Genomic DNA, 21,458 nt, shown 5'->3' with positions numbered 1-21,458 from the left:
TTACCCATCAACAGCTACTTCATCATATATGGGGGGTAACGCATACTGAGGATACCCATTATCTTCGCATCGTGGTAAGTCAACTCCGTAAAAAGCTGGAAGACGATAGCAATGCTCCCGCGTATATTATCACTGAGCCTGGTATTGGATACAGACTGATTTGTTGCTCCAGTAAAAGCAAAGCCTCAGAGTAGTAACTTACGATGGTTCACCCCGCAAATATCGTTAGGCTACTCTCTCTCCCAGTGTTATGGATGGGGATCGTACAGATATGTTTTGGTCTGATTTCATTCGTCGTATTTCAAGACAACGTTGGTAAGGCCTTCATGAAGCCGGCATTTTTTTTCATTGTTATTGCGTTCATCTTGCTGTACCGACTGAAAAAATGCGATATGAGCAATGTGAGTTATCGTGACGCGCTTATGTTTGCGTCATTAACATGGGGGCTAACAGGCGTCATGGGAGGCATTCCCATCATGTTAGTCACGGATATCAGCTTTACGGACGCTGTATTTGAATCACTCAGCGCGCTTACCACAACCGGAGCGACAGTACTTACAGGGCTTGATGCAATGCCCAAATCCTTTCTCATGTATCGACAGTTTTTACAGTGGATGGGGGGATTGGGCGTTGTGATTTTTGTGGTTGCCGTACTACCAATGCTTAATGTCGGTGGAATGCGATTGTTGAAAGCAGAGACGCCGGGGCCAGTAAAAGATGATAAATTATCGCCGCGTATCGCAAATACGGCACACTACCTTTGGTTTATCTATGTCTTGCTGACAGTGTTCTGCGCTATCGCTTATTATTTTAGCGGTATGTCGTTTTACGATGCAATCGCACACAGCTTCACCACGATTTCTACAGGCGGGTTTTCTACCCATGACGCGAGCATGTGGTTCTTTAAGAGCCATCTGATATTGTTTGTTTCGAATATTTTTATGTTGCTGGGAGCCATCAGTTTCGCATTGCACTTTAGGGTAATGCACGCGACTTCCCCTTTTTTATACTGGCGAGATGAGGAAACACGGGTCTTTATCTGTCTTGTGGGCGGTTTAATAGTAGTACTGACTATTATGCTTGTTATGGGGGATCGTTATCCGTTAGCTGAGGGGCTTAGTTTTGCCGCCTTTCATGTTATTTCATTTATCACCAGCACCGGTTTCGGGGCGGCAGATTTAAGTACCTGGCCTGAGGTAACAGGCTTTTTTCTTGTTTTTTGTGCATACCTCGGTGGCTGTGCTGGCTCTACCGCGGGAGGGAATAAGATCATTCGCGACATCATCACGTTTAAAGCCATACGACGAGAATTATTTCAATGTGTTCATCCCAAAGCGATATTACCGCTGCGTTTTCAGGGAAAACCCGTTGATGAGCGAGTGAGTCATGCTGTGATGGCGTTCATGTCGGTAGCCGCTGGCTCATCATTGATATTTACACTATTACTCATGATGACCGGGCTGGATTTTTGGTCTGCGTTTACTGCAGTTGCTGCTTGTATAAACGTACTTGGTCCGGGTTTCGGTGAAGTTGGCAGTAATTTCATACCGGTTTCAGATATCGGTATTTGGATGTTGAATGTGGCTATGGTGCTAGGAAGGTTAGAGTATTTCACTATCTTGGCTATGCTCACCCCCAGCTTTTGGCGTTACTGATTTCAAAAGAAGAATGATTTATGGCTCACTTTACAGTTATTGGTTTTGGCAGGTTTGGCAGTACAGTATCGTTCCGTGCGCTATCAAGACCTGATAGCCAGTATTGGAGGCGTATCCAGCATGAGCCGAAGAAGCAATTGTTGGGACAACGCCGTGATGGAATCATTCTTCAGTCGCATGAAAGTCGAACTCATATATGGAGAAAAATTCAACTCGCTTCATGAAATCAAATCTTGTATCTTCGAATACATTGAGATTTTTTATAATCGCGTACGCCAGCATTCAACACTGGGTTATGTAAGCCCATATGAATACGAAGCGATATACGCTTAACATGGATGTCCACTCTTAGTGGGTAAGATCACCATCTAACGGAAACACAATGTACACACTAAAATATTGATTGTTTTCGTAAATGAAATCCATCCTGCCGTCTAATTCATCGACGAATGTTTTCACTATCGCTAATCCAAGTCCATTTCCTTGGGCGGAACTTGCTCTCCAAAACCGCTGGGTCATGTTTTCAAGGGTGTGATGAGAAAGTACAGCGCGATTCGTCACTTTTATTGTAAAGCGACGCTTGGTTTCCTGGATAACCAAAGAAATAGCAGAATCGGCTAGCCCATGCTGAAGGGCGTTTTCAAGTAAGTTTTTGATAATAGTATTAAATGCGAAAGCCGGCATGTGGTTATTGGTTGGGCTGGCGTCCACTTGAACATTAATATGGTCTTTACTGAGATTGAGCTCATCAAACACATTGGTTAATTCGCTGTGTAAATTCCATTTTTCAAAATCCTGAAAGGCCTGTCTGTTTTCTTTTCTGGCAAGTAACAGCAAATTTTCGACTAATTTCTGAAGACGCGTTGCACTATATAAACTTTGCTGTATGGCTTTTTCCCGATCGTTTCCCTCTGTCACCTTTGCCACTTGCAACTGGCTGATTATACCCGTAAGGGGGGTTCTTAATTCGTGTGCAGCATTGTCCGTAAAGGACTTTTCCCGTTCAATAACCTTGTTAAGTTTTTTAAAAAGCCTATTTTGACTGCTTATCAGTGGCGTCAATTCCACAAGGTTATGCTCTAGTTGTATAGGTTTTAGATCCTGTGGGGACCTGTCACTGATTGCCTTTCTAAGTTGTTGAAGGGGTCTAAGCTCTCTGCCTAATGCAAACCAAATGAAAATAAACGACACGAGAAAAGCAATCAGGGTCGGTAATGCGTTTACCAGTACGATTTCGATAAATAATGACTGGCGTTCGGATAGCCGTTCAGCAATGGAGATTGAATGGTGTGGGGTGTTTAATGTGTATACTCGCCACTTTATTCCCTCTATTGCAACAGAATCGAAACCGGATGGAAGCACGGAAGGCAAATTCAGCTCATCAGGGTGGCTGTTAGCAATAATCTCACCGTTTAAGGAACTGATTTTGCAAGCAAGGCCTTTGGCAGAGCCACTGTCATTAAATGGCCGGGTCACTTCCAGTCCAAAGGTTGGATTGGTCTGCTGGCTGGAAAGTACTAGGTTGCTAACCATTCTGGCAGTGGAAACCAGGCGGTTGTCCATGGCCTGATGAATTTCATCTTTTAGTTGCGTGACGGAGAAGTAACTGGCTATTAACCATAGGAAAGAAAATACAGGCGCGATAATTAACAGAAGTTTTAGGCGCAGGCTCATTCTTTTAATGCTTCAGGTGGTGCAAGACGGAAACCCAGGCCACGCACTGTAACAATGATATTTTTACCGACTTTTCTTCTTAAGTTGAACAAATGCACGTTGAGCGCATTGCTGTTAACGTCGTCGTTAACACCATACAAATCGTTTTTTAATTGGTTTTCATCCAATATACGATTGGGATTGGAAAGGAATGCCACCAGGAGTTTTAGTTCAAAGGCAGATAAATCCAGTGGTTTGTCACCTAATCTGGCCTGTTTGTTGTTCGGGTCATATTTTAGTTCGCCATGTTGTAAGTAGCTGTTTTGCTGCTGGGTAGATCTCCTGTATACGCTGTTAATTCTTGCTACTAATTCTTCAAAATCAAAGGGTTTTGTGACGTAATCATCGGCGCCATCATTTAAGCCTTGAACTTTATCTTCAATGGCATCTCTTGCCGTTAATAAGATAATTGGCAGGGACAGATTGGCGTTTTTCACAACCTTTATGAATTCCAATCCGCTGCCGTCGGGCAAGGAAATATCCAGTAGACAAATATCAAAGGTGCATACCGTTATATAATGTTTCGCTTCTTTTAAGGAGGCCACAGGGGTAACCTGCATAACCGCATTTGCCAGGTAAATGCAGATGGCATCGGCGATGATAGGATCGTCCTCCACAAGTAATATATTCATAAGGGCTTGTCGTAATTAGACATTTATGTGTTTGCAGGATACCTATTCAATATTAATTTCAAATTAATCTAGGTAGGTTAGATTATCAATAGAATTCGTTAACTAGGCACATTGTTTTGACCAGCATCTCAATAGGTCCGTTTGCACTGATGACCAGTACGGCTTTGTTATTTGCCAGTATATTGCTCTACGGGTTCTTAGTCAGTTTGTTCGCAAAAGTAACTAAATACCGAAAACTTGCTACCGATATTTTGTTTTTCTGTTTAGTGGTTGGTTTTCTTGTTGCTCGAGTCGCTTTCGTTATAGAGATGTGGGAAATCTATCAAAAAGACTGGATTGTTGTGTTTGATATCCGGGATGGTGGTTTCAATCGGGACCTAGGGTTGTTCGCTGGAATGATTATGTTGCTCTTCAAAACTCGAGGTCATCATAAATTGGCATTTGTGTACATCAAATCGGCTGTTATTACTGGTGTCATTATTTTTCCCTTTTTTCTCGTCAATACGTTAATGCAGCAACAAATTCCACTTGAACATATAGCCGTAACCAATATTAAAGGTGAACCCCAATCACTAAGCCTGAAAGTTGGAAAGCCGCTGATTATAAACTTCTGGGCCTCCTGGTGTCCCCCCTGCCGCCGTGAGATGCCTGTTTTGCAAGCTGCCCAGCAAGACTACGAACAGGTCAGTTTTATCTTTGTTAATCAAGGGGAAGCCCCCAGTCGGGCCCATCAGTTTCTACAAGAAAATGGCATTCAATTACATAACCTGTACTTTGATCTTACCGGTAAAACCGCGAGTCAGCTGGGCGCTTATGGCCTACCTGCAACCCTTTTCTTTGACGCTGAAGGCAACATAGTAAACAGCCACATGGGTGAGCTTTCAGAAGCAAGTTTGCATCATTATCTGAAGCCCTTTCTTAGCGATAGCCAATAAATGGCGTTGAGGAGTAACAATGTTAAAAAGCGTATTTCTATTTCTATTTTTATTTATTTCGCACGCTATATTTGCTGCGGATAGGCAAATACCGCAATCACTTAAATTTATAGAAAAACAGGGTGGGGAAGTGGTGGATTCCTTTGCTGCGCCAGCAGGTATGACAGGCTATATCGTCGAATTCAGGGGTAATGCGCTCACTGTCTACCTTTCTCAAGACGAGCAATATTTATTTACTGGAAACATGCTCGATGCAACAGGCCGGGACATGGGAAAAGAAGCCCTTGATGATTATATCAAGGGGCCGCAAAGTGAAAAAAAATGGCAGGCACTACTTTCCTCAAACTGGATCCCGGATGGGAGTGACGATGCTCCGAAGGTGATCTATGCCTTCATCGATCCTAACTGCCCGTATTGCAAACAACTCTGGGAAAAGGCAAGGCCTTGGATTGCGTCTGGAAAAGTTCAGATGAGGTATATATTAGTGGGGATTTTGAAAGCGGATAGTTACGGAAAATCCGCCGCTATTTTAAGTGCGGAAGATCCCGCTGATGCGTTATACGAACATGAAGCAAGTGAAAGCAGTTCGCTTCGCTCGCTCACCTCACCATCAGAAGCCGTTCGTACACAGCTGGGGGAAAACCATCGTTTGATGCAGACGCTGGGTATTAGCGCCGTTCCCGCCATTTATTACAAAGATAAATCAAATGGGGTCACACTTCAGATGGGCCTTCCTACGCCATCCCAACTGGAACAAATCATGGGCTCTCAGGGCGGTTAATCTTTATGAGGATGGGAGTGTTTTATGGCAGTGGATGGCTTGTGACGCGAATAGCTTCCCACTTTTTATTTGGCCCATACTAGCCCAAATAGGAAATGAGCAACTAGAAATCACGTACAAAAAAACCGACTCAAGGTCGGTTTATTGTTTCTTCCAAAAAGGAAGAAATGGTACCAGAGGCCGGACTTGAACCGGCACGCCCGCGAAGGCAACGGATTTTGAATCCGTCATGTCTACCAATTTCATCACTCTGGCATCATGGGGTTAATCATATGGATTAACCATTCTTGCTACTCGCTGTGCTAACGAGTGGCTGGCATTATATCTTCGCAATTTCAGCATGCAAGTATTTTATGCAAAGAACCTAATCAAATGTCTAGAAAATAAGCATCAGGATATCACAACGGCAGGCTAGGCCGGTTCAAGGTTCAGTCTGTATGTGCTGCTGCTTTCTTAAAACTGTACAGGGCAAGGGGGATTTTTGTGGTTTAACGCTGTAATGAATCAATATGAAGGCGGGGGATTATGTAGTGATCTCAAGCATGCTTGTAAGGTAGTATTCAACATTAGTCTGTGGGATGTATGGAAACTTATTTAGTGGCTAAGAATAAAACCCGGGGTAAACCGAAATCCTCCTCCATCGCTGTACCTCAGCGGGCTGGATTTTTTCGTCGTCTGCTGGCCATGATTTACGATACGTTGGTGGCGATAGCCGTGGGAATGTGTGCGGCCATGGTGATGATTGTGACCATGGTGGTGCTGTTATCAAACGGTGTACTTGATATACACAGTTACGATACACCCGCAGAACTTATTCAAGATTCCTTTGTTTACAAAGGGATTATTCAAATTTGGGTAGGGCTCTGGGTTGCAGGCTTTTTCCTTTGGTTTTGGAAAAAGGGGGGCCAAACCCTCGGTATGCGCGCCTGGCGGTTACGTATCTATAGTACCGTTGATGCGCCTATGACCTGGGGGCGGTTATTCGTGCGTTTGCTGGCATCTTTAGGTGGGTTAGGCACGTTATTGGTATTATTTGATATCAAACACAAACAGTCGTTACAAGATAGACTGGCTAAAACCGAAGTACTAAGGCTGACCAAAGAAGCCAACGATCATAAACAGTGGTGACCTATTACGGTCACCCTTTTATTTACGCAGTAAAAAGGTCGCCACTGCGGCAAACAGCAAGCTAGGTAAAATTGCGCCCACAACGGGGGGCAGGGAATAAACCAGGCTTAAAGGGCCAAACATTTCATTGGTAATAAAGAAACCAAACCCGGTTAGCACGCCCATGATTACCCGTGCACCCATAGTAACGCTTCGTAGCGGGCCGAAAATAAACGATAACGCCATTAATAGCATCACTGCAATGGAAACGGGTTGTAGTAGCTTGCGCCAAAACGCCAGTTCATAGCGGGAACTGTCCTGACCATTGCCTTTACGATACTGCACATAGTCGTACAAACCTTGAATAGATAAAGCTTCAGGTTTAATGGCCACAATTCCCAGTTTGTCGGGGGTTAAGGTGGAATGCCACTGCTCACGATCAAGGTTATTTAGGGTAATTTCCTCATCGTTAAACTGGGTGATAGACAGCTCCTCTAGCCACCAAGTATTTCCATCATAGTGTCCTTCCTTGGCGTAGGTCAGCGTATTTAACGTCATATCGTCGTTAAAATCATAAATGCTGATATCACGCAGCGATTCACGGGTAACCACCTGACCGATACTTACAAAGTGCTTACCGTCTTTTGCCCAGGTCAGTTCATCAGAGGCAAATAAACTTCCCCCTGAAATGGCTTGCGTGCGTATTTCTTTGGCTTTTGATTCGCTGTAGGGGGTAACCCATTCACCTATGGCCATAACAATAATGATCATCACTACCGCGGATTTCATTGCCGAATTAATGATATTCCATCGGCTCAGTCCCGCAGCTTGCATTACCACCAGTTCGCTGTTGCTGGTGAGTAATCCCATACCCACCAGACCGCCTAACAAGGTTGCCATGGGGAAAAATTGCTCTAAGTCTCGGGGTAAACTTAACAGTACATAAAGACCGGCGGCGATCATGTCGTAATTGCCTTCGCCTAATTTACGCAGCTGTTCAACAAATTTGATAAGTGCAGACAATCCGACAAGCACCGACAAGGTAACGATAATGGTGCTTAGCAGGGTGCGAGCAATATAGAAATCGAGAATACGAAACATCTATTTTCTCCCCAGTAGCCAGGCGCGCAGTTCAGTACCGGTACGTCTGTCGCGTACAATAAGCGCGATCCCGATAACCAACATAATGCCATGCACCCACCACAGACCGAGCTCAATGGGGATCTTTCCGTCTTCAAGTACCCGTCGGCTAGCCAGGAGTAACATAAAGTAGCCTAGGTACAGCAAGATGGCGGGAAACATTTTACCAAAGCGCCCTTGTCGAGGATCCACCGAGCTTAGGGGCACGGCAATTAGCACCAAAAAGGGAATGGAGAGTGGAATAGCCAAACGCCACTGCAGTTCCACTCGCGCTTCTAGAGAGTCATCTTTAAGCAGTTCCATGGTGGGTAACACACTTACCTTGCGTCGGGGTTCACTCTGGCTTTCATCGGCTATCTGTATTTGGTATTCATCAAAGGTAATTTTACGGTATTGTTTTTCCGTTTGGGTGCCTTCGTATTGCACCCCTTCCCGTAAAACCAAATTGCGGGTGCCATCCGGGTTATTTTTAATATGTCCGGTTTTGGCTTGTACCACACGCACTTCATTTGCATTACCCACATGCTGATTTTGAGACAGAAACACCCGTTTTAAGGTGTCGTCTTCACTGTCCACATCTTGCACGAATATCACGGCTTTCTCATTCCCGGTTTGCTGAAACCGTCCCGGCATGATGGCAGAGAATCCTGCTTCACTTCTAGCTTTCTCGCGAAGTTGGTACTCACTTTCTGCGGCTGTGGGAGAAAGGTAAAGGGTAATAAAACCGGTGATGACCATGATGACCAAGGATAGTAGCAACATAACCCGGGTGATATACCACTCGCTTACACCACAGGCGCGCATAACGGTCATTTCTGAATCGACGTACAGGCGTCCATGGGCCAGCAATATGCCAAGATAGGCACTAATAGGCAGCACCAGTGACGATAGGATCGGGGCATATAAGCCCAGAAAGCCGAGTACCAAGCCTGCGGGGATATCTCCATCCGAGGCATCCCCAAGTACACGAACAAAACGCAAAGTGATGAAAATAGCCATTAATATGAAAAATATGGCCATCTGTGACTTTAACGTTTCTTTTATTAGATAACGGAATATCAACATTCCGGCACCTCTGGAAAATTTGGATTTATAGTGAAAAAGCGCACGATTTTGAGTAAACTTACCGTTTTTACAAGTTTTGCCTGCGTATCAATAACTCGGTTGCATGAAAACGACGTTAATTTTACGTCTTCCGGCCACTTCGGTCCGGATACGAACGACAGAATATACAATTTATGACCGCAGTGCTTATGCCTATATGGCTGCGTATTAAAACATAAAGCAGCGCAAAACGTTATGCGAAATTATCTTCATGCAACGTACAAGATAAAAAAAGCGAGGTGTTATCGTGGAATTTAGTGTTAAAAGTGGTAGTCCGGAGAAGCAACGTAGCGCATGTATCGTCGTCGGAGTCTTCGAACCGAGACGCTTAACTGCGGTGGCTGAACAGTTAGATGAGATCAGCGAAGGCTACATCAGCAACCTTCTGCGTAGAGGCGATCTGGAAGGCAAAGCCGGTCAGATGTTACTGCTGCATCATGTGCCTAACGTGTTAAGTGAGCGTGTACTGCTGGTAGGTTGCGGTAAAGAACGCGAACTCGATGAACGCCAATACAAACAAATTATTGCAAAAACCATTAAAACCCTAAATGAAACTGGGTCAATGGAAGCGGTTTGTTTCTTAACGGAACTGCATGTTAAAGGGCGTGATACTTACTGGAAAGTTCGTCAGGCTGTTGAAGCGACCCAAGATTCCCTTTATACCTTCTTGCAATTAAAAACCAAAAAAGGCGAGCCTCGCCGTCCGTTGCGTAAGATTGTACTTAACGTACCAACCCGTCGTGAATTGACCGTGGGTGAGCGCGCTATCGAACACGGTTTAGCGATTTCAAAAGGCGCTAGCTTAACCAAAGACGTGGCGAACATGCCGCCCAATATTTGTAATCCTGCATACCTGTGGGAGCAAGCGCAAACCTTAGCCGGTAATTATCCGTCCATGTCCGCTGAAGTGGTGGATGAAGCGAAAATGGCCGAGCTTGGTATGAACTCTTATCTTGCTGTTGGTCGTGGTTCAGAAAATGAATCCTTGATGAGTATTCTTCATCATAACGGTGGCCCTAAAGATCAAGCGCCTATTGTACTGGTTGGTAAAGGGTTAACTTTCGATTCCGGCGGTATTTCCATTAAGCCTGGCGCAGGCATGGATGAAATGAAATATGACATGGGTGGGGCTGCCGGTGTGTTAGGTACCATGCAAACCGTGGCTGAACTTAACTTGCCGGTAAACGTTATTGGTGTCTTGGCCGGTTGCGAAAATATGCCCGATGGCAAAGCCTATCGTCCGGGAGATATCCTTACCACCATGTCAGGACAAACGGTGGAAGTGCTTAATACCGATGCCGAAGGCCGTTTGGTGTTATGTGACGCGTTAACCTATGTGGAACGTTTTGATCCTGAGTTGGTTATTGATGTTGCCACCTTAACCGGCGCTTGTATTGTTGCTTTAGGCAGTCATGCCACAGGACTGATGAGTACCCATAATCCGCTGGCTCATGAGTTGTTAAATGCCTCAGAACAAAGCTCTGATCGGGCATGGCGTCTTCCCCTTTGGGATGAGTACCAGGATCAACTGGACAGCCCTTTTGCTGATTTCACCAACCTAGGTGGCCGAGAAGCCGGCAGTATTACCGCAGGGTGCTTTTTGTCTCGTTTTACTAAAAAGTACAACTGGGCGCACATGGACATCGCCGGCACCGCATGGCGTAGTGGTAAGAACAAAGGGGCTACAGGGCGTCCTGTACCCATGTTATCTCAGTTTTTAATGAATCGTGCTGGCATTAAGCTAGAGGACTAAGCCCTATGCCACAGGTTATCTTTTGGCAACTGACCGACGAGGCTGACGGGGCAGAATCCCGTGCCTGTCATCTGATTGCCAAGGCTTATGCTAACAAGAAGAAAATTGCTGTACTTTGTGCCAGCAACGCTTCCGCGGAAGTGCTGGACGAATTGTTATGGCAATTGCCGGCTGCTCGCTTCGTCCCTCACAATTTATTTGGTGAAGGGCCAAGCTCAGGTACACCTGTGGAAATATGCTGGCAGGAAAATCAGCTTACCCGTCGCAGTCTTCTCGTCAATTTAAGTGGGGAAATGATAAGCTCCCCCCAATCTTTTCAAACAATCTATGATTTCGTGCCGGTAGCAGATGATGCTAAACAGGCGGCGCGAGTTCGCTATAAACGTTATCAGCAGGCAGGCTGCCAATTGCAGTTTAAGTCTGCTGACAGTTGAGAGTAAGTATGGATAAAACCTTCGAACCGCAATCCATTGAGCAGCAGTGCTATAAAAAATGGGAATCTGCTGGCTACTTTAAACCTTCCGGACACGGCGACCCTTATTGCATTTTATTGCCGCCGCCAAATGTCACGGGCAGTTTGCACATGGGGCATGGTTTCCAGCAAACCATTATGGATGCCTTGACCCGTTACCACCGCATGAAAGGGAATAACACCCTTTGGCAAGTGGGCACCGACCATGCGGGGATTGCCACCCAAATGGTGGTGGAACGCCGTTTAAATGCAGAAGGGAAGAACCGACACGATTTAGGGCGAGACGCCTTTATCGAAAAAATCTGGGAATGGAAAGCACAGTCTGGCGGTACCATTACGTCGCAAATGCGACGGTTAGGCACATCCACTGACTGGGATCGTGAAGTGTTCACCATGGACGAGAACTTGTCTAAAGCGGTGACCGAAGTGTTTGTGCGTTTGCATGAAGACGGCCTGATTTACCGTGGCAAGCGACTGGTTAACTGGGATCCGGTTTTACATACCGCGGTGTCCGATCTTGAGGTGCTCAACGAAGAAGAAAATGGCCACATGTGGCACATGCGTTATCCGCTGGCAGACGGTTCTGGTGAGCTGGTGGTGGCAACCACCCGCCCTGAAACCATGATTGGTGATACGGCAGTGGCTGTGCACCCTGATGACGAGCGCTATCAAAGCCTAGTGGGGAAAGACATTCGCTTACCTATTACCGGGCGTCTTATTCCTATTATCGCTGATGATTATGTTGATCCTGAATTTGGTACCGGCTGCGTAAAAATAACCCCAGCCCACGACTTTAACGATTACGAAATGGGCAAGCGTCATAACCTGCCCATGATCAATGTACTTACCGATGATGCGAAAATTAACGATGATGCGCCAGAGGCTTATCGCGGTTTAGATCGCTTCGACGCCCGTAAGCAAATTGTGGCCGATCTGGATGCCCAAGGGCTTTTGGTGAAAGTGGATGATCACAAACTGAAAGTGCCTCGTGGCGATCGCACCGGTGCGGTTATCGAGCCGTATCTTACTGACCAATGGTATGTGGCAGTGGAGTCGTTAGCGAAACCTGCGGTAGAAGCCGTGGAAAGCGGCGAGATACGTTTTGTCCCGGAAAACTGGAATAAAACCTATTATCAGTGGATGAATAATATTCAGGACTGGTGTATTTCCCGTCAATTGTGGTGGGGACACCGTATTCCTGCCTGGTATGACAACGAAGGCAATGTGTATGTTGCCCGTGATGAGGCACAAGTACGCGAGCGTTATAAACTGGATGACGCTGTAGAGCTAAGCCAAGACGAAGACGTTCTCGATACGTGGTTTTCTTCTGCACTATGGCCATTTGCGACCATGGGCTGGCCAGAAGAAACGCCGGATTTAGAAACCTTTGTTCCGTCCTCTGTGCTGGTGACCGGCTTCGATATTATCTTCTTCTGGGTGGCCAGAATGATCATGATGACGAAGAAATTCACCGGTAAAATCCCATTTAAAGACATTTATATCACTGGGCTTATACGTGATGAAAACGGCGATAAAATGTCTAAATCGAAAGGAAACGTTCTCGATCCTATCGATCTTATCGACGGTATTGATCTTGAAACCTTAGTGGCGAAGCGTACCTCCGGTATGATGCAGCCGCAACTGGCGAAAAAGATTGAAAAAAATACCCGTAAGCAATTCCCTGATGGAATTAATGCCTACGGTACAGATGCGTTACGTTTCACCTTTGCTGCCATGGCCTCTACCAGCCGTGATATTAATTTTGATATGGGGCGAGTAGAAGGTTACCGCAACTTCTGTAACAAGATTTGGAATGCCTCTCGATTCGTGCTGATGAACACGGAAACAGAAGACACCGGCCGAGAGGGCGGTGAGAAAGTATTGAGTTTGGCTGATCAATGGATTTGGGCCCAGTTCCAAAAAACATTGAAAGAATTTGAATCGGCTTTGGCAGATTACCGCTTTGATATCGCGGCGCAAACTGTGTATGAATTTACCTGGAATCAGTTCTGTGATTGGTATTTGGAACTGACTAAACCGGTGTTAAACAGTGATACCAGTACGGACGCTCAAAAGCGCGGTACCCGTCATACCCTGATCAACGTACTTGAGCATTTGCTGCGATTATTGCATCCATTTATGCCTTTTATTACCGATACCATCTGGCAACGGGTTGCGCCACTAAGTGATGTTGGTGTGGCGGAAAACGAAACTAGCATTATGGTGCAGCCTTTCCCTGAAGTGTTAGAGGAAAGGGAAAATGACACTGTCTTGTCTGATATAGAATGGCTGAAGCGTTTCATTATTGGTATTCGTAATATCCGTGGTGAAATGGATATTTCTCCCAATAAGCCTCTTAATGCGCTACTGCGTAACGTGAGTGACCATGATCACCAGCGTTTGGATTTGACGGCGCCCTTTATCGATAAGCTGGCAAAACTGGAATCCATTACTATCTTGTCTGATAGCGACAGTGCACCGGCAAGTGCTACGGCCTTGGTCGGCGATATGGAAATTCTTATTCCCATGGCCGGTCTTATTGATAAAGATGCCGAATTAGCCCGTATCACCAAAGCCATGGGCAAATTGGAACAGGATGTAAATCGCACCAAAGGCAAATTGTCGAATGAAAAATTTGTCAATAATGCACCAGAAGCGGTGATTGCCAAGGAACGTGGGAAGTTGGACGAGGCTGAAAAAGCACTGGCTAAACTCAAAGAACAACATGCCACCATTAGTGCGTTATAATACATAACAGCTAAAAATAAGCTAAAAAGGAGCGATTTATCGCTCCTTTTTTTATGTTTGTCAGCCGTTGGGGTTATTGTTGCGTTTCTACAATTAAAAACTTTTTTAGCATGGCGGCTAGCGCGCCCCGCTTTAACGGTTTGGTTAAATAATCTGTCATGCCGTATTCCATTGCCTGTTGTTTGTCTTCTTTCATGGCATTGGCTGATAAACCGATAATGGGAAGATCGTTGAAGCCTTTTTGACGAATTTGTCTTGTTGCCTCGTAACCATCCATGATGGGCATCTGTACATCCATCAAGATAAGATCATAATCAGGGGTATTGGAGAGCTTGGTGACGGCTTGTAAGCCGTCTTCGGCAATATCGAAGGTGAGTCCTAATGACGAAAGCATTTCCCCAGTGACTAACTGGTTGATGTTGTTGTCTTCCACCAAAAGAATATGGCCATCTAGCATTGCCGATGTGGACGTATTCTCTCTGACCGCATCATTCAGTTCTATGCCGGTAATTTGATGGACGAAACGTTTATATTGGGCTGGCGTAAAGGGGTGCATAAGAATAGGGCCTGACCACTGGGTTAGGATCTTTTCCTGCAATTGTCCGGTTTGAGTTTCCATAACAATACCCACTTGACTGCCTTTGCGCTCCATTTGCAGTAAATTGGGCAGCAACTTTTTAAAGGTGGCATAGGTGTTGAATTCCACCAGCACAGAGGGGGGAACCCCGATATCATTTTGCAATGACGCTATGGGCTGCCTTGCTGCATTTAAACTCAGTAAAGCCATATAGGCGTTGGGTAAAAGGGGCTTGTCAGAGAAATACGCGCTGCCTATTGGAAGAGCAGGGATATTGCTTAAAATGCTTTCCTGATTGGCTTCGGTCCCTAATGGCAGGGTGATAACAAACTGAGAGCCATGGCCCGGTACAGACGTTACTTTTAATTTACCTGCCCTTAGTTCAGTTAGCTGTTTGACAATGGTCAGCCCTAAGCCCGTACCGCCAAATTTACGGTTTGTCGCGCCATCGGCTTGGGTAAATGGCTGGAATATGCGGTTTATTTGATCCGGTGTCATGCCGATACCGGAATCTTTCACTTCAATGCGCAACACCACTTTATTTCCCACCTTGTTCGCCATACTTTTGATGCGAATATCAATGGCACCATTTTGCGTGAATTTAACCGCATTGGTACAAATGTTCATCAGGATTTGCGATAAGCGAAGGGGATCACCGATGAGTCTCGGTGGCAGCTCTGGGGCGACTTCTAAATGTACGGCCAGGTTTTTTTCTTGGGCACGCAAACTCACAACGGCCAACAGGTTATCTAAAATTGAGTGCATGGAAAAACTCACTTTTTCCAGCCCAAGTTTACCTGCTTCGATTTTTGAAAAATCCAGTATGTCATTAATAACACTGACCAATATCTGGCTAGAGTAGGAGGCTTTGTCTAGGTAACCTTTTAAAATGGACGACATAGGTTGTTGGTGCGCCAGTTCCAGCAATCCAATAATGCCGTTTAGCGGCGTGCGAATTTCATGGCTCATATTCGCCAAAAATATACTTTTTGATGCTGTGGCCTGCTCGGCTTTTTGTTTTGATTCTGCCAGCTCTCGGTTCAATGCTTCTTGCTGTACATTTAACTTTTGGGCGTTGTCTAGTAATCTTCGGGTTTGCTCATTTTTCTCTTTAAACACCGATGCCGCAGTGGCCAGTTTGCCAATCTCATCTTTGCGCCACAGTTCGGGTAACACATTGACTTCTTTACCTTCCGCTAACTGATTAAACACGGAGGTGATGGTGCGTATTGGCCCAAGAATACGTCGCACAGTGAAAATGGCAAAGCCAATGGCTAACACGACGGCAATAACCGAGTAAATTTCACCATTCATTCGTGCTTCTAATGCTGCTTTTTGGGTACTGCGGTTTATGGCATTGCTTTGTGCATTTACCCGATCAGCCAACTCTCTGCTTAAAAAGAGAAACTCATTTGCCGAGCCTGCCATTACGACGTTGACTAAAAACAGGTTGTTTTGCGTAATTTGAGTAAGCTGGAAAAAGGTGTTTTGCAGGTTCTCAATTTTTTCCTGAATGGTGGCAGCCGTGCTGCTAGGACTATTTTCAAGTATTTCATAGGTTGGGACTAGTGCGGCATTAAACTGACTGACAATATCCAACTCGGGAGACATGAGGTAGCGTAAAGCGGCATTTTCGGCCTCGGTTATCTGGAAACGTAGGGCATTGACGGTTTCAGCGGGCATTTGGTTGTTTTGTTGGGCTTCAAGTAGCAAGGTATCGAGCTCTTTTGCACTGATTAAGGATCCCGAGCTAATTACCTGGTCTCGGATATGCCTTGCGTCTACCACGTCATGAAAGTTCTCCTTGTAGGAGACCAGATGATTACGCATACGCACCAGTATGTCGTCGTCTGAGTAATCATAGGTGGTGGAAATCGATGAGTTCTCGAGGGTTTCGAGTTTGTCATTGATGGTAATCATAAGCCGCTCAAAGCGGGTTACTGCAGATTGGCTGGCCGTTTCTTTGAAAATGAGAACGTTACGCTGCAGATCAAGGATATCCCGTTCCAGTTCACCCACCAATCCCACATCGATGACCGCTTGGCGGGTGTTGTTCATGCCATCGGTGAGTACCTGTTCGTTCGTCCTGCCAAGAAAGCTCTGTACCAAGATCAGAATGACCATGATCATAAGTACGAGAATCAATTGAATGCGAATAGAGTGAAACATAGATTATAAAGCCACTATGAGGTAATAAATTCATACCATTTTTGCAGACTGTATTCATACGTCGGCATAACAGTATTCCAAACAGCTACATTGCTGAATCGATCTTCGTAGCTGCCTCCAGAACGTTGAGACCCTTTAGCAACAGATATTATACCATCGGGCCCTTTTAGGGCTTCAGTGGCAGGCTTACCTTCATACCAGTATTGCCATTCGGCTTCACTTAAATAGGGTTTGGAACGCAAAGGATTAGAAATATAATAGCCTTGCCTGGCAATGAAAGCGCCCGGCCAGCCCGATAACCACCAGTTCATATATTCGTAAGCGGCATCTTTTACCCGTCCATGGGTGGCGGCAGAAAGGCACATAACGCCATGCCAACCTCGATAGCCTTCTTTAGGTGCCGCAAATGTTACGGGAATATTATTACCGTTAAGCTGAGATACCGCAGGGGAGAACATGCTTTCAATAAATACGCGGTTTGTGCTCATAAAGCGCACAGATTCGGGAACAGATGTCCAAAACCCACTAAAATGATCTAACTGCTTTAGCTCGATGAGTAACGAAAACAATCCGTCCATTTCTGCACGGCTAATATTTCCAATGTCGTTAAAGGTAATAAAGCCTTTAGCTTGTGCGGCTAATGCTAAATCGAATAAGCCGATGGTGGGATCATTAACGATGCCCACTTTGCCGCTAAATCTGGAATCGAGTAGCCATCCCCAGCTTTCTTTATCATTGTTAAGTTCCGTTGGCAGGTTTTGACGGTTGTAGCCAAAGGAGTCCACATTGTGAACATAGGGTAAGAAGCTGATTTCATCGGTGTGTTGCGCGCCTAGGGTGCCATCGGCTTGGACATTAATGATTTTATGGGGAGCATCGCCAGCGCCAATTTTAGCGTTAGGAGTAACCTTACCGGTTTTGGTTAAACTGTTAACTTCATCCCAGTAGGTAATACGTTTTTTTTCTAGTGGCTGAATTGATTTTGCTCGCCACAATACATTGATGCTGTTTGACCATTGTTCGTAAAGATCGAAGCTACTGGGGTTGATCGCGGCTTTTTGCAGTATGGTGGCGCTGCCGCCAGGGTGGTATGCGAGCCTGATCCCCAGATCCTGCAGGGCTTGTTGCTTTAAGGATTCTTGCAAGGTGACATGGGTGCCCATAACCCGAACAAGGGGTTTTTCTTTTCCTATGGCAAAAGGCACAGAGCCCGCAGTAAGCCAAGTGGCTAGCGAGCCTTTTAATAGTTTTCTGCGGGTTGCAGAAATGTCCGTTTTACGCATTTATTTATTCACAGGCTAAACCCTAACTTCATTGTGGCACTGAATCGCCATTGTTGCCAAAGATAAAGCCGTGATTCGCCGGATTATATAAATCAGTATTTAGCGCGTATTATCCGCCATAGGCCGATAACCCCCATGATTGCGAGCAGAGTGCCGGAAAATGTGCCGCCATGTTCTGTTACCACTACCACTGAGCCACCGCCTGTATTGTCATCATAATCTGCACTTTCCAATGGAATATAAGACAAGTCCGCATCATTATTTTGATTCGCAAAGGCAAGAAGCTCACCGGTTTGAGAATCGTATAATTCAATCAAAACATCGTAATCATAGGGCGGAAAACCGGACACCAAATCGGTTTCAATCACAAATTCATCCTGGCTGCTTTCACCGTAAATATAAAAGTCAGAGGACGTATGAATGGGATAGAAGGCCTCGGCATCACCGAGATACAGTACGGCATACACGGGGCTTTGCGCGTATATTGTATCGGCATCAAAGGTCACGGTGACGGAGGTGTAGTAACCATCGTAATCTCTGTCAGTTTGCCATTGGGTCCAGGCGTCATAGATCCAAAAATCCGCAGTTGTTACTGAATTGGCGGCAACTTTAGGCTTTGGTGTCGACTTTGCGGCTAAGCGTGGTGTTTCGGCTACCGTCGTTGATGATTCATCAGCTGCATAGGCTTGGCCGAATTGGAACTCTCTGGCGTCAGTGATTTTTTCTGCGTCATCGGCCAGAGTGGCAAAAGGGGTCGCTAAAATGCCGGCCACAAAGAGTGGCAATAAGAACTTTACTGGTTTAACGGGACTGTTGTGCATTTTTCATCCTTTGAGCTGCTACAAATCATAAGTGATAGTGTGCACAGACAAAGATGAACAAAAACTGAAACAACCCTTAACCGGCTTTAATCGTCGTAGGAGGTTTCGCCATCTTGAGGCATAAAGAAGGTGCCCCAGCCATCGTAGTGTACGCTGAACTTATCCGCTATTTTTAGCAGGATATCCGTGTCTTTATCCAGCAAGGTGCGGTCAAGCTTACGCTCAGCAACGGCATCGAAACAAAATACCGTGCCGCCATCATCCAGCATGAGCTCTTCTGCGTCAGAAACTTCAAATCCGGCTTTAAAGGCTTCCACAGCCGCTTTTTCCAATATATCGAAGTCGGTGCTAGCAAGGTGATGCTCTATGGTGTAGTCGGCATCCGCTTGACTGCCGTCTTCAAGCAACGCATCAATGGTTTCCTGATTAAACGCGTACCATTCTTCCCGTTCGTCAAATTGATTCATTTTATTTACCTGACAAGTGTTGATAGGCGTAGTGTAATTTACTGATCAGTAGGATGCTATCTATTTGCCGCATCTTCGGCGGCCACTTCCTGATTTAGTTGTTCAAATTTGGCGATCATCCTTTCGCGGAAAAAATGGGTCCATTGCTTAATTGAACGGCTGTCGTCAAGGACTATCGGCGCATCAAGATCCACATAAACCGTGCCGTTATTCCACCGGTTCCACCGCACTTTTTCGTGCAGATTACTGGCCGTAACCATGACCACAGGTTCATTGACGTCTTGTGCCAGCCTGAAGGCCCCGGACTTGAACGGCAAAATACCGCGTCCGTAACTTCGAGTACCTTCAGGAAATACCCAAACAGAGGTGCCTTTCTGACGAATTTTCTCCCCTGCTATCAACAGTGTATCTCTGGCTTTGCCGGTGTTTTTTCTGTCGATCATGATATTCCCGGAAAGCCAGTAAATCTGTCCAAACACCGGGATCCACTTCAAGCTCTTTTTGCCAATGGTAACGACTCCGGGTAATGCGGCCTTACAAATGGTAATAAGATCATAACTGTTTTGATGGTTGGCAATAAAAATATAGGGCGTGTTAGGATCGATTTTTTCACTTTTTCTTATGACCACCTTTAGCCCAAGAATTTTCGCCATTAACGCGTATTTCTGGCCGGCAACGTAGACGTTGTCTTTGTGAAATGGCCGCATGATACAGACAATAAAGATATAAATATTGATAAAAATGAATGCAAAAAAAAGTGCAAAAATGCGGAGAATGGCTAACACACGAGATCCTATTGACTATTTTGCGCGAAGTATACGGTATCTTACCTTAATCAGATGTCCGATCAGTCATTCTTTGTGCAATTGAAGCAAAGAATCCTCGCGGACAATAGCGAATCAGGCAACGAGGTGATATAACTTTAAAGATGAGTTTGAAGCGGTAGCACAGAATGCAGATTTTTACGCCAGAGGAGCTCGAAGACGATATTCTTAGCGAGCTTATGGAAGAAATTAATGAGTTGTATGAAGCCAGTGAACAGACGCTGATTGAGCTTGAACTTCGTCCAGAAGATAACGAGCTTCAACGTAGCCTGTTTCGCTCAATTCATACAATAAAAGGGGATTTAGGATTAGTTAACTTTACGCCAATGATCCCCTTGCTCCAGCATGTTGAGGATTTATTAGATTTTTTACGCAAGGGGCAAATTCACTACACCAGCACCATGAGTGATCTGGTGCTGCTAACCATGGATCAAGTAAAAAGCTTTGTCCAAAAGGTGATGAACGACGGTCAGGCAAGTTACGATGTCCATCTTCATGAGCAGTTAGTGGAAGCCATTTCCCGTATATCGCCTCAAAACCATGCCGATCATGAGCAGTTGCTCACTGAAGCCGTTAAACTACTGAATCCGGCGCTGGGAAATAACGAAGCGCAAAATACCGGCGAGCAGGAGAGTCTTGGGTCTGGACCACCAGCGACGGTGGCAAATACGGGGATCTTAAAAACCGTCAGTGGTGATAAACGCGAGGATATGGTGTTTTTCAGAGACCTTATGCAAACCATTGAGCATCGGTCGAATTATTGGGCGGGACGTGGCGATCGTATTGCCAAATTGGCTTTGTATATTAATCATGAAGCAGGAAGCCCGATTGATGATGATCAGCTGTCGGTGGCCTGTTACGTTCATGATTTCGGTATGGCATTTATGCCCTTGTCATTACTGAATAAAACCGAACCCTTTGCTCAGGCAGAATTTAATCTTATGCGATCCCATGTTTATAAAAGCGCCCGCTTGCTGGAGCATTTAGAACATTGGAATCTGGCACGCAAAATCGTCATGCAACATCATGAACGTGTCGATGGCAGCGGGTATCCATTGGGACTAAAAGACGAGGATATTTGTGATGGCGCGAAATTACTGGCCATTTTGGATACCTTTGATGCCATGACCCATTCCAGAGCGCATCATCCAGATAAACGTATGTCTAAAAAGCAGGCGGTTATTGCCCTTAACCGCGATGCGGAAGGGCAATTTTGTAGTAAGTGGGTGCGCCATTTTAATTTGGTGATGACCCGCCTGTTAACGCAAACAGCCTAA

General features: G+C 45.5%; 19 protein-coding genes and 1 tRNA gene. 10 read left to right on the top strand and 10 right to left on the bottom strand.

All coding sequences use genetic code 11. The annotated features are described in order from the left end of the window. The 3 genes from V5298_RS06870 to V5298_RS06860 all read left to right on the top strand — a co-directional run. Positions 1 to 194: winged helix-turn-helix domain-containing protein (locus V5298_RS06870; protein ID WP_332930728.1), on the top strand; the 194-nt coding region annotated here is incomplete at its 5' end. A gap of 132 nt (positions 195 to 326) precedes the next feature. Continuing rightward, entirely contained in the window at positions 327 to 1,655 is a 1,329-nt protein-coding gene (locus V5298_RS06865) for a TrkH family potassium uptake protein (protein ID WP_332930727.1), read from the top strand. 120 nt (positions 1,656 to 1,775) lie between these two features. Continuing rightward, positions 1,776 to 1,988, top strand: a complete 213-nt coding sequence (locus tag V5298_RS06860) for an IS3 family transposase (RefSeq protein ID WP_416351154.1) — start codon at positions 1,776 to 1,778, stop codon at positions 1,986 to 1,988. Between the two features lie 15 nt (positions 1,989 to 2,003). On the opposite strand, the gene V5298_RS06855 is transcribed toward V5298_RS06860, so the two are convergent. Both V5298_RS06855 and V5298_RS06850 read right to left on the bottom strand, forming a co-directional pair. Next, entirely contained in the window at positions 2,004 to 3,329 is a 1,326-nt protein-coding gene (locus tag V5298_RS06855) for a histidine kinase dimerization/phospho-acceptor domain-containing protein (RefSeq protein ID WP_332930726.1), read from the bottom strand. Next, positions 3,326 to 4,000 (bottom strand): response regulator transcription factor, encoded by a 675-nt coding sequence (locus tag V5298_RS06850; RefSeq protein ID WP_332930725.1) that lies wholly within the window; start codon positions 3,998 to 4,000, stop codon positions 3,326 to 3,328. Before V5298_RS06850 ends, V5298_RS06855 begins: the two co-directional genes overlap by 4 nt. 116 nt (positions 4,001 to 4,116) lie before the next feature. On the opposite strand from V5298_RS06850, the gene V5298_RS06845 reads away from it, so the two are divergent. Together V5298_RS06845 and dsbG are read left to right on the top strand one after the other, a co-directional pair. Next, positions 4,117 to 4,935, top strand: a complete 819-nt coding sequence (locus tag V5298_RS06845) for a TlpA disulfide reductase family protein (RefSeq protein WP_332930724.1) — start codon at positions 4,117 to 4,119, stop codon at positions 4,933 to 4,935. A gap of 19 nt (positions 4,936 to 4,954) precedes the next feature. Then, the gene (gene dsbG / locus V5298_RS06840) at positions 4,955 to 5,716 is read left to right on the top strand and encodes a thiol:disulfide interchange protein DsbG (RefSeq protein ID WP_332930723.1); all 762 of its coding nucleotides are present in this window, start codon (positions 4,955 to 4,957) and stop codon (positions 5,714 to 5,716) included. Positions 5,717 to 5,884: 168 nt separating this feature from the next. Here dsbG and V5298_RS06835 read toward each other — a convergent pair. Continuing rightward, positions 5,885 to 5,971: transfer RNA gene (locus V5298_RS06835), tRNA-Leu, on the bottom strand. 429 nt (positions 5,972 to 6,400) lie between these two features. Here V5298_RS06835 and V5298_RS06830 point away from each other — a divergent pair. Then, entirely contained in the window at positions 6,401 to 6,844 is a 444-nt protein-coding gene (locus V5298_RS06830) for an RDD family protein (RefSeq protein WP_416351155.1), read from the top strand. Between the two features lie 18 nt (positions 6,845 to 6,862). Here the strand turns inward: V5298_RS06830 and lptG are convergent, their stop codons facing one another. Together lptG and lptF are read right to left on the bottom strand one after the other, a co-directional pair. Then, positions 6,863 to 7,924: an LPS export ABC transporter permease LptG gene (gene lptG, locus V5298_RS06825; RefSeq protein WP_332930721.1), complete on the bottom strand. Its 1,062-nt coding sequence runs from the start codon at positions 7,922 to 7,924 to the stop codon at positions 6,863 to 6,865. Next, positions 7,925 to 9,028, bottom strand: coding sequence for an LPS export ABC transporter permease LptF (lptF, locus tag V5298_RS06820; protein WP_332930720.1), 1,104 nt, complete (start codon positions 9,026 to 9,028; stop codon positions 7,925 to 7,927). 286 nt (positions 9,029 to 9,314) lie between these two features. Between lptF and pepA the strand changes: the two genes are divergently transcribed. The 3 genes from pepA to V5298_RS06805 are packed head-to-tail and all read left to right on the top strand — an operon-like array spanning position 9,315 to position 14,040. Then, a complete protein-coding gene (pepA, locus tag V5298_RS06815; RefSeq protein WP_332930719.1) occupies positions 9,315 to 10,820 on the top strand; it encodes a leucyl aminopeptidase in 1,506 nt (501 codons plus the stop codon). A gap of 5 nt (positions 10,821 to 10,825) precedes the next feature. Further along, a complete protein-coding gene (locus tag V5298_RS06810; RefSeq protein ID WP_332930718.1) occupies positions 10,826 to 11,254 on the top strand; it encodes a DNA polymerase III subunit chi in 429 nt (142 codons plus the stop codon). Between the two features lie 8 nt (positions 11,255 to 11,262). Then, positions 11,263 to 14,040 carry a valine--tRNA ligase gene (locus tag V5298_RS06805; protein WP_332930717.1) on the top strand — a complete coding sequence of 926 codons (2,778 nt, stop codon included), beginning with the start codon at positions 11,263 to 11,265 and terminating at the stop codon, positions 14,038 to 14,040. Between the two features lie 73 nt (positions 14,041 to 14,113). Here V5298_RS06805 and V5298_RS06800 read toward each other — a convergent pair whose 3' ends face one another. From V5298_RS06800 to V5298_RS06780, 5 genes are all read right to left on the bottom strand, one after another. Then, entirely contained in the window at positions 14,114 to 16,786 is a 2,673-nt protein-coding gene (locus V5298_RS06800) for an ATP-binding protein (RefSeq protein WP_332930716.1), read from the bottom strand. 14 nt (positions 16,787 to 16,800) lie between these two features. Then, a complete protein-coding gene (locus tag V5298_RS06795) occupies positions 16,801 to 18,069 on the bottom strand; it encodes an ABC transporter substrate-binding protein (RefSeq protein WP_332930715.1) in 1,269 nt (422 codons plus the stop codon). Positions 18,070 to 18,161: 92 nt separating this feature from the next. After that, entirely contained in the window at positions 18,162 to 18,890 is a 729-nt protein-coding gene (locus V5298_RS06790; RefSeq protein WP_332930714.1) for a choice-of-anchor H family protein, read from the bottom strand. Between the two features lie 86 nt (positions 18,891 to 18,976). Further along, the gene (gene rraB / locus V5298_RS06785) at positions 18,977 to 19,357 is read right to left on the bottom strand and encodes a ribonuclease E inhibitor RraB (protein ID WP_332930713.1); all 381 of its coding nucleotides are present in this window, start codon (positions 19,355 to 19,357) and stop codon (positions 18,977 to 18,979) included. A 56-nt stretch (positions 19,358 to 19,413) separates the two neighbouring features. Further along, a complete protein-coding gene (locus V5298_RS06780; protein WP_332930712.1) occupies positions 19,414 to 20,142 on the bottom strand; it encodes a 1-acylglycerol-3-phosphate O-acyltransferase in 729 nt (242 codons plus the stop codon). 167 nt (positions 20,143 to 20,309) lie between these two features. Between V5298_RS06780 and V5298_RS06775 the strand changes: the two genes are divergently transcribed. Next, positions 20,310 to 21,458 carry an HD domain-containing phosphohydrolase gene (locus V5298_RS06775; protein ID WP_332930711.1) on the top strand — a complete coding sequence of 383 codons (1,149 nt, stop codon included), beginning with the start codon at positions 20,310 to 20,312 and terminating at the stop codon, positions 21,456 to 21,458.

The organism is Alteromonas sp. 14N.309.X.WAT.G.H12, assembly GCF_036697315.1.
Taxonomy (GTDB): Bacteria; Pseudomonadota; Gammaproteobacteria; order Enterobacterales; family Alteromonadaceae; genus Alteromonas.
This window is presented reverse-complemented; position numbering and strand designations above follow the sequence as displayed.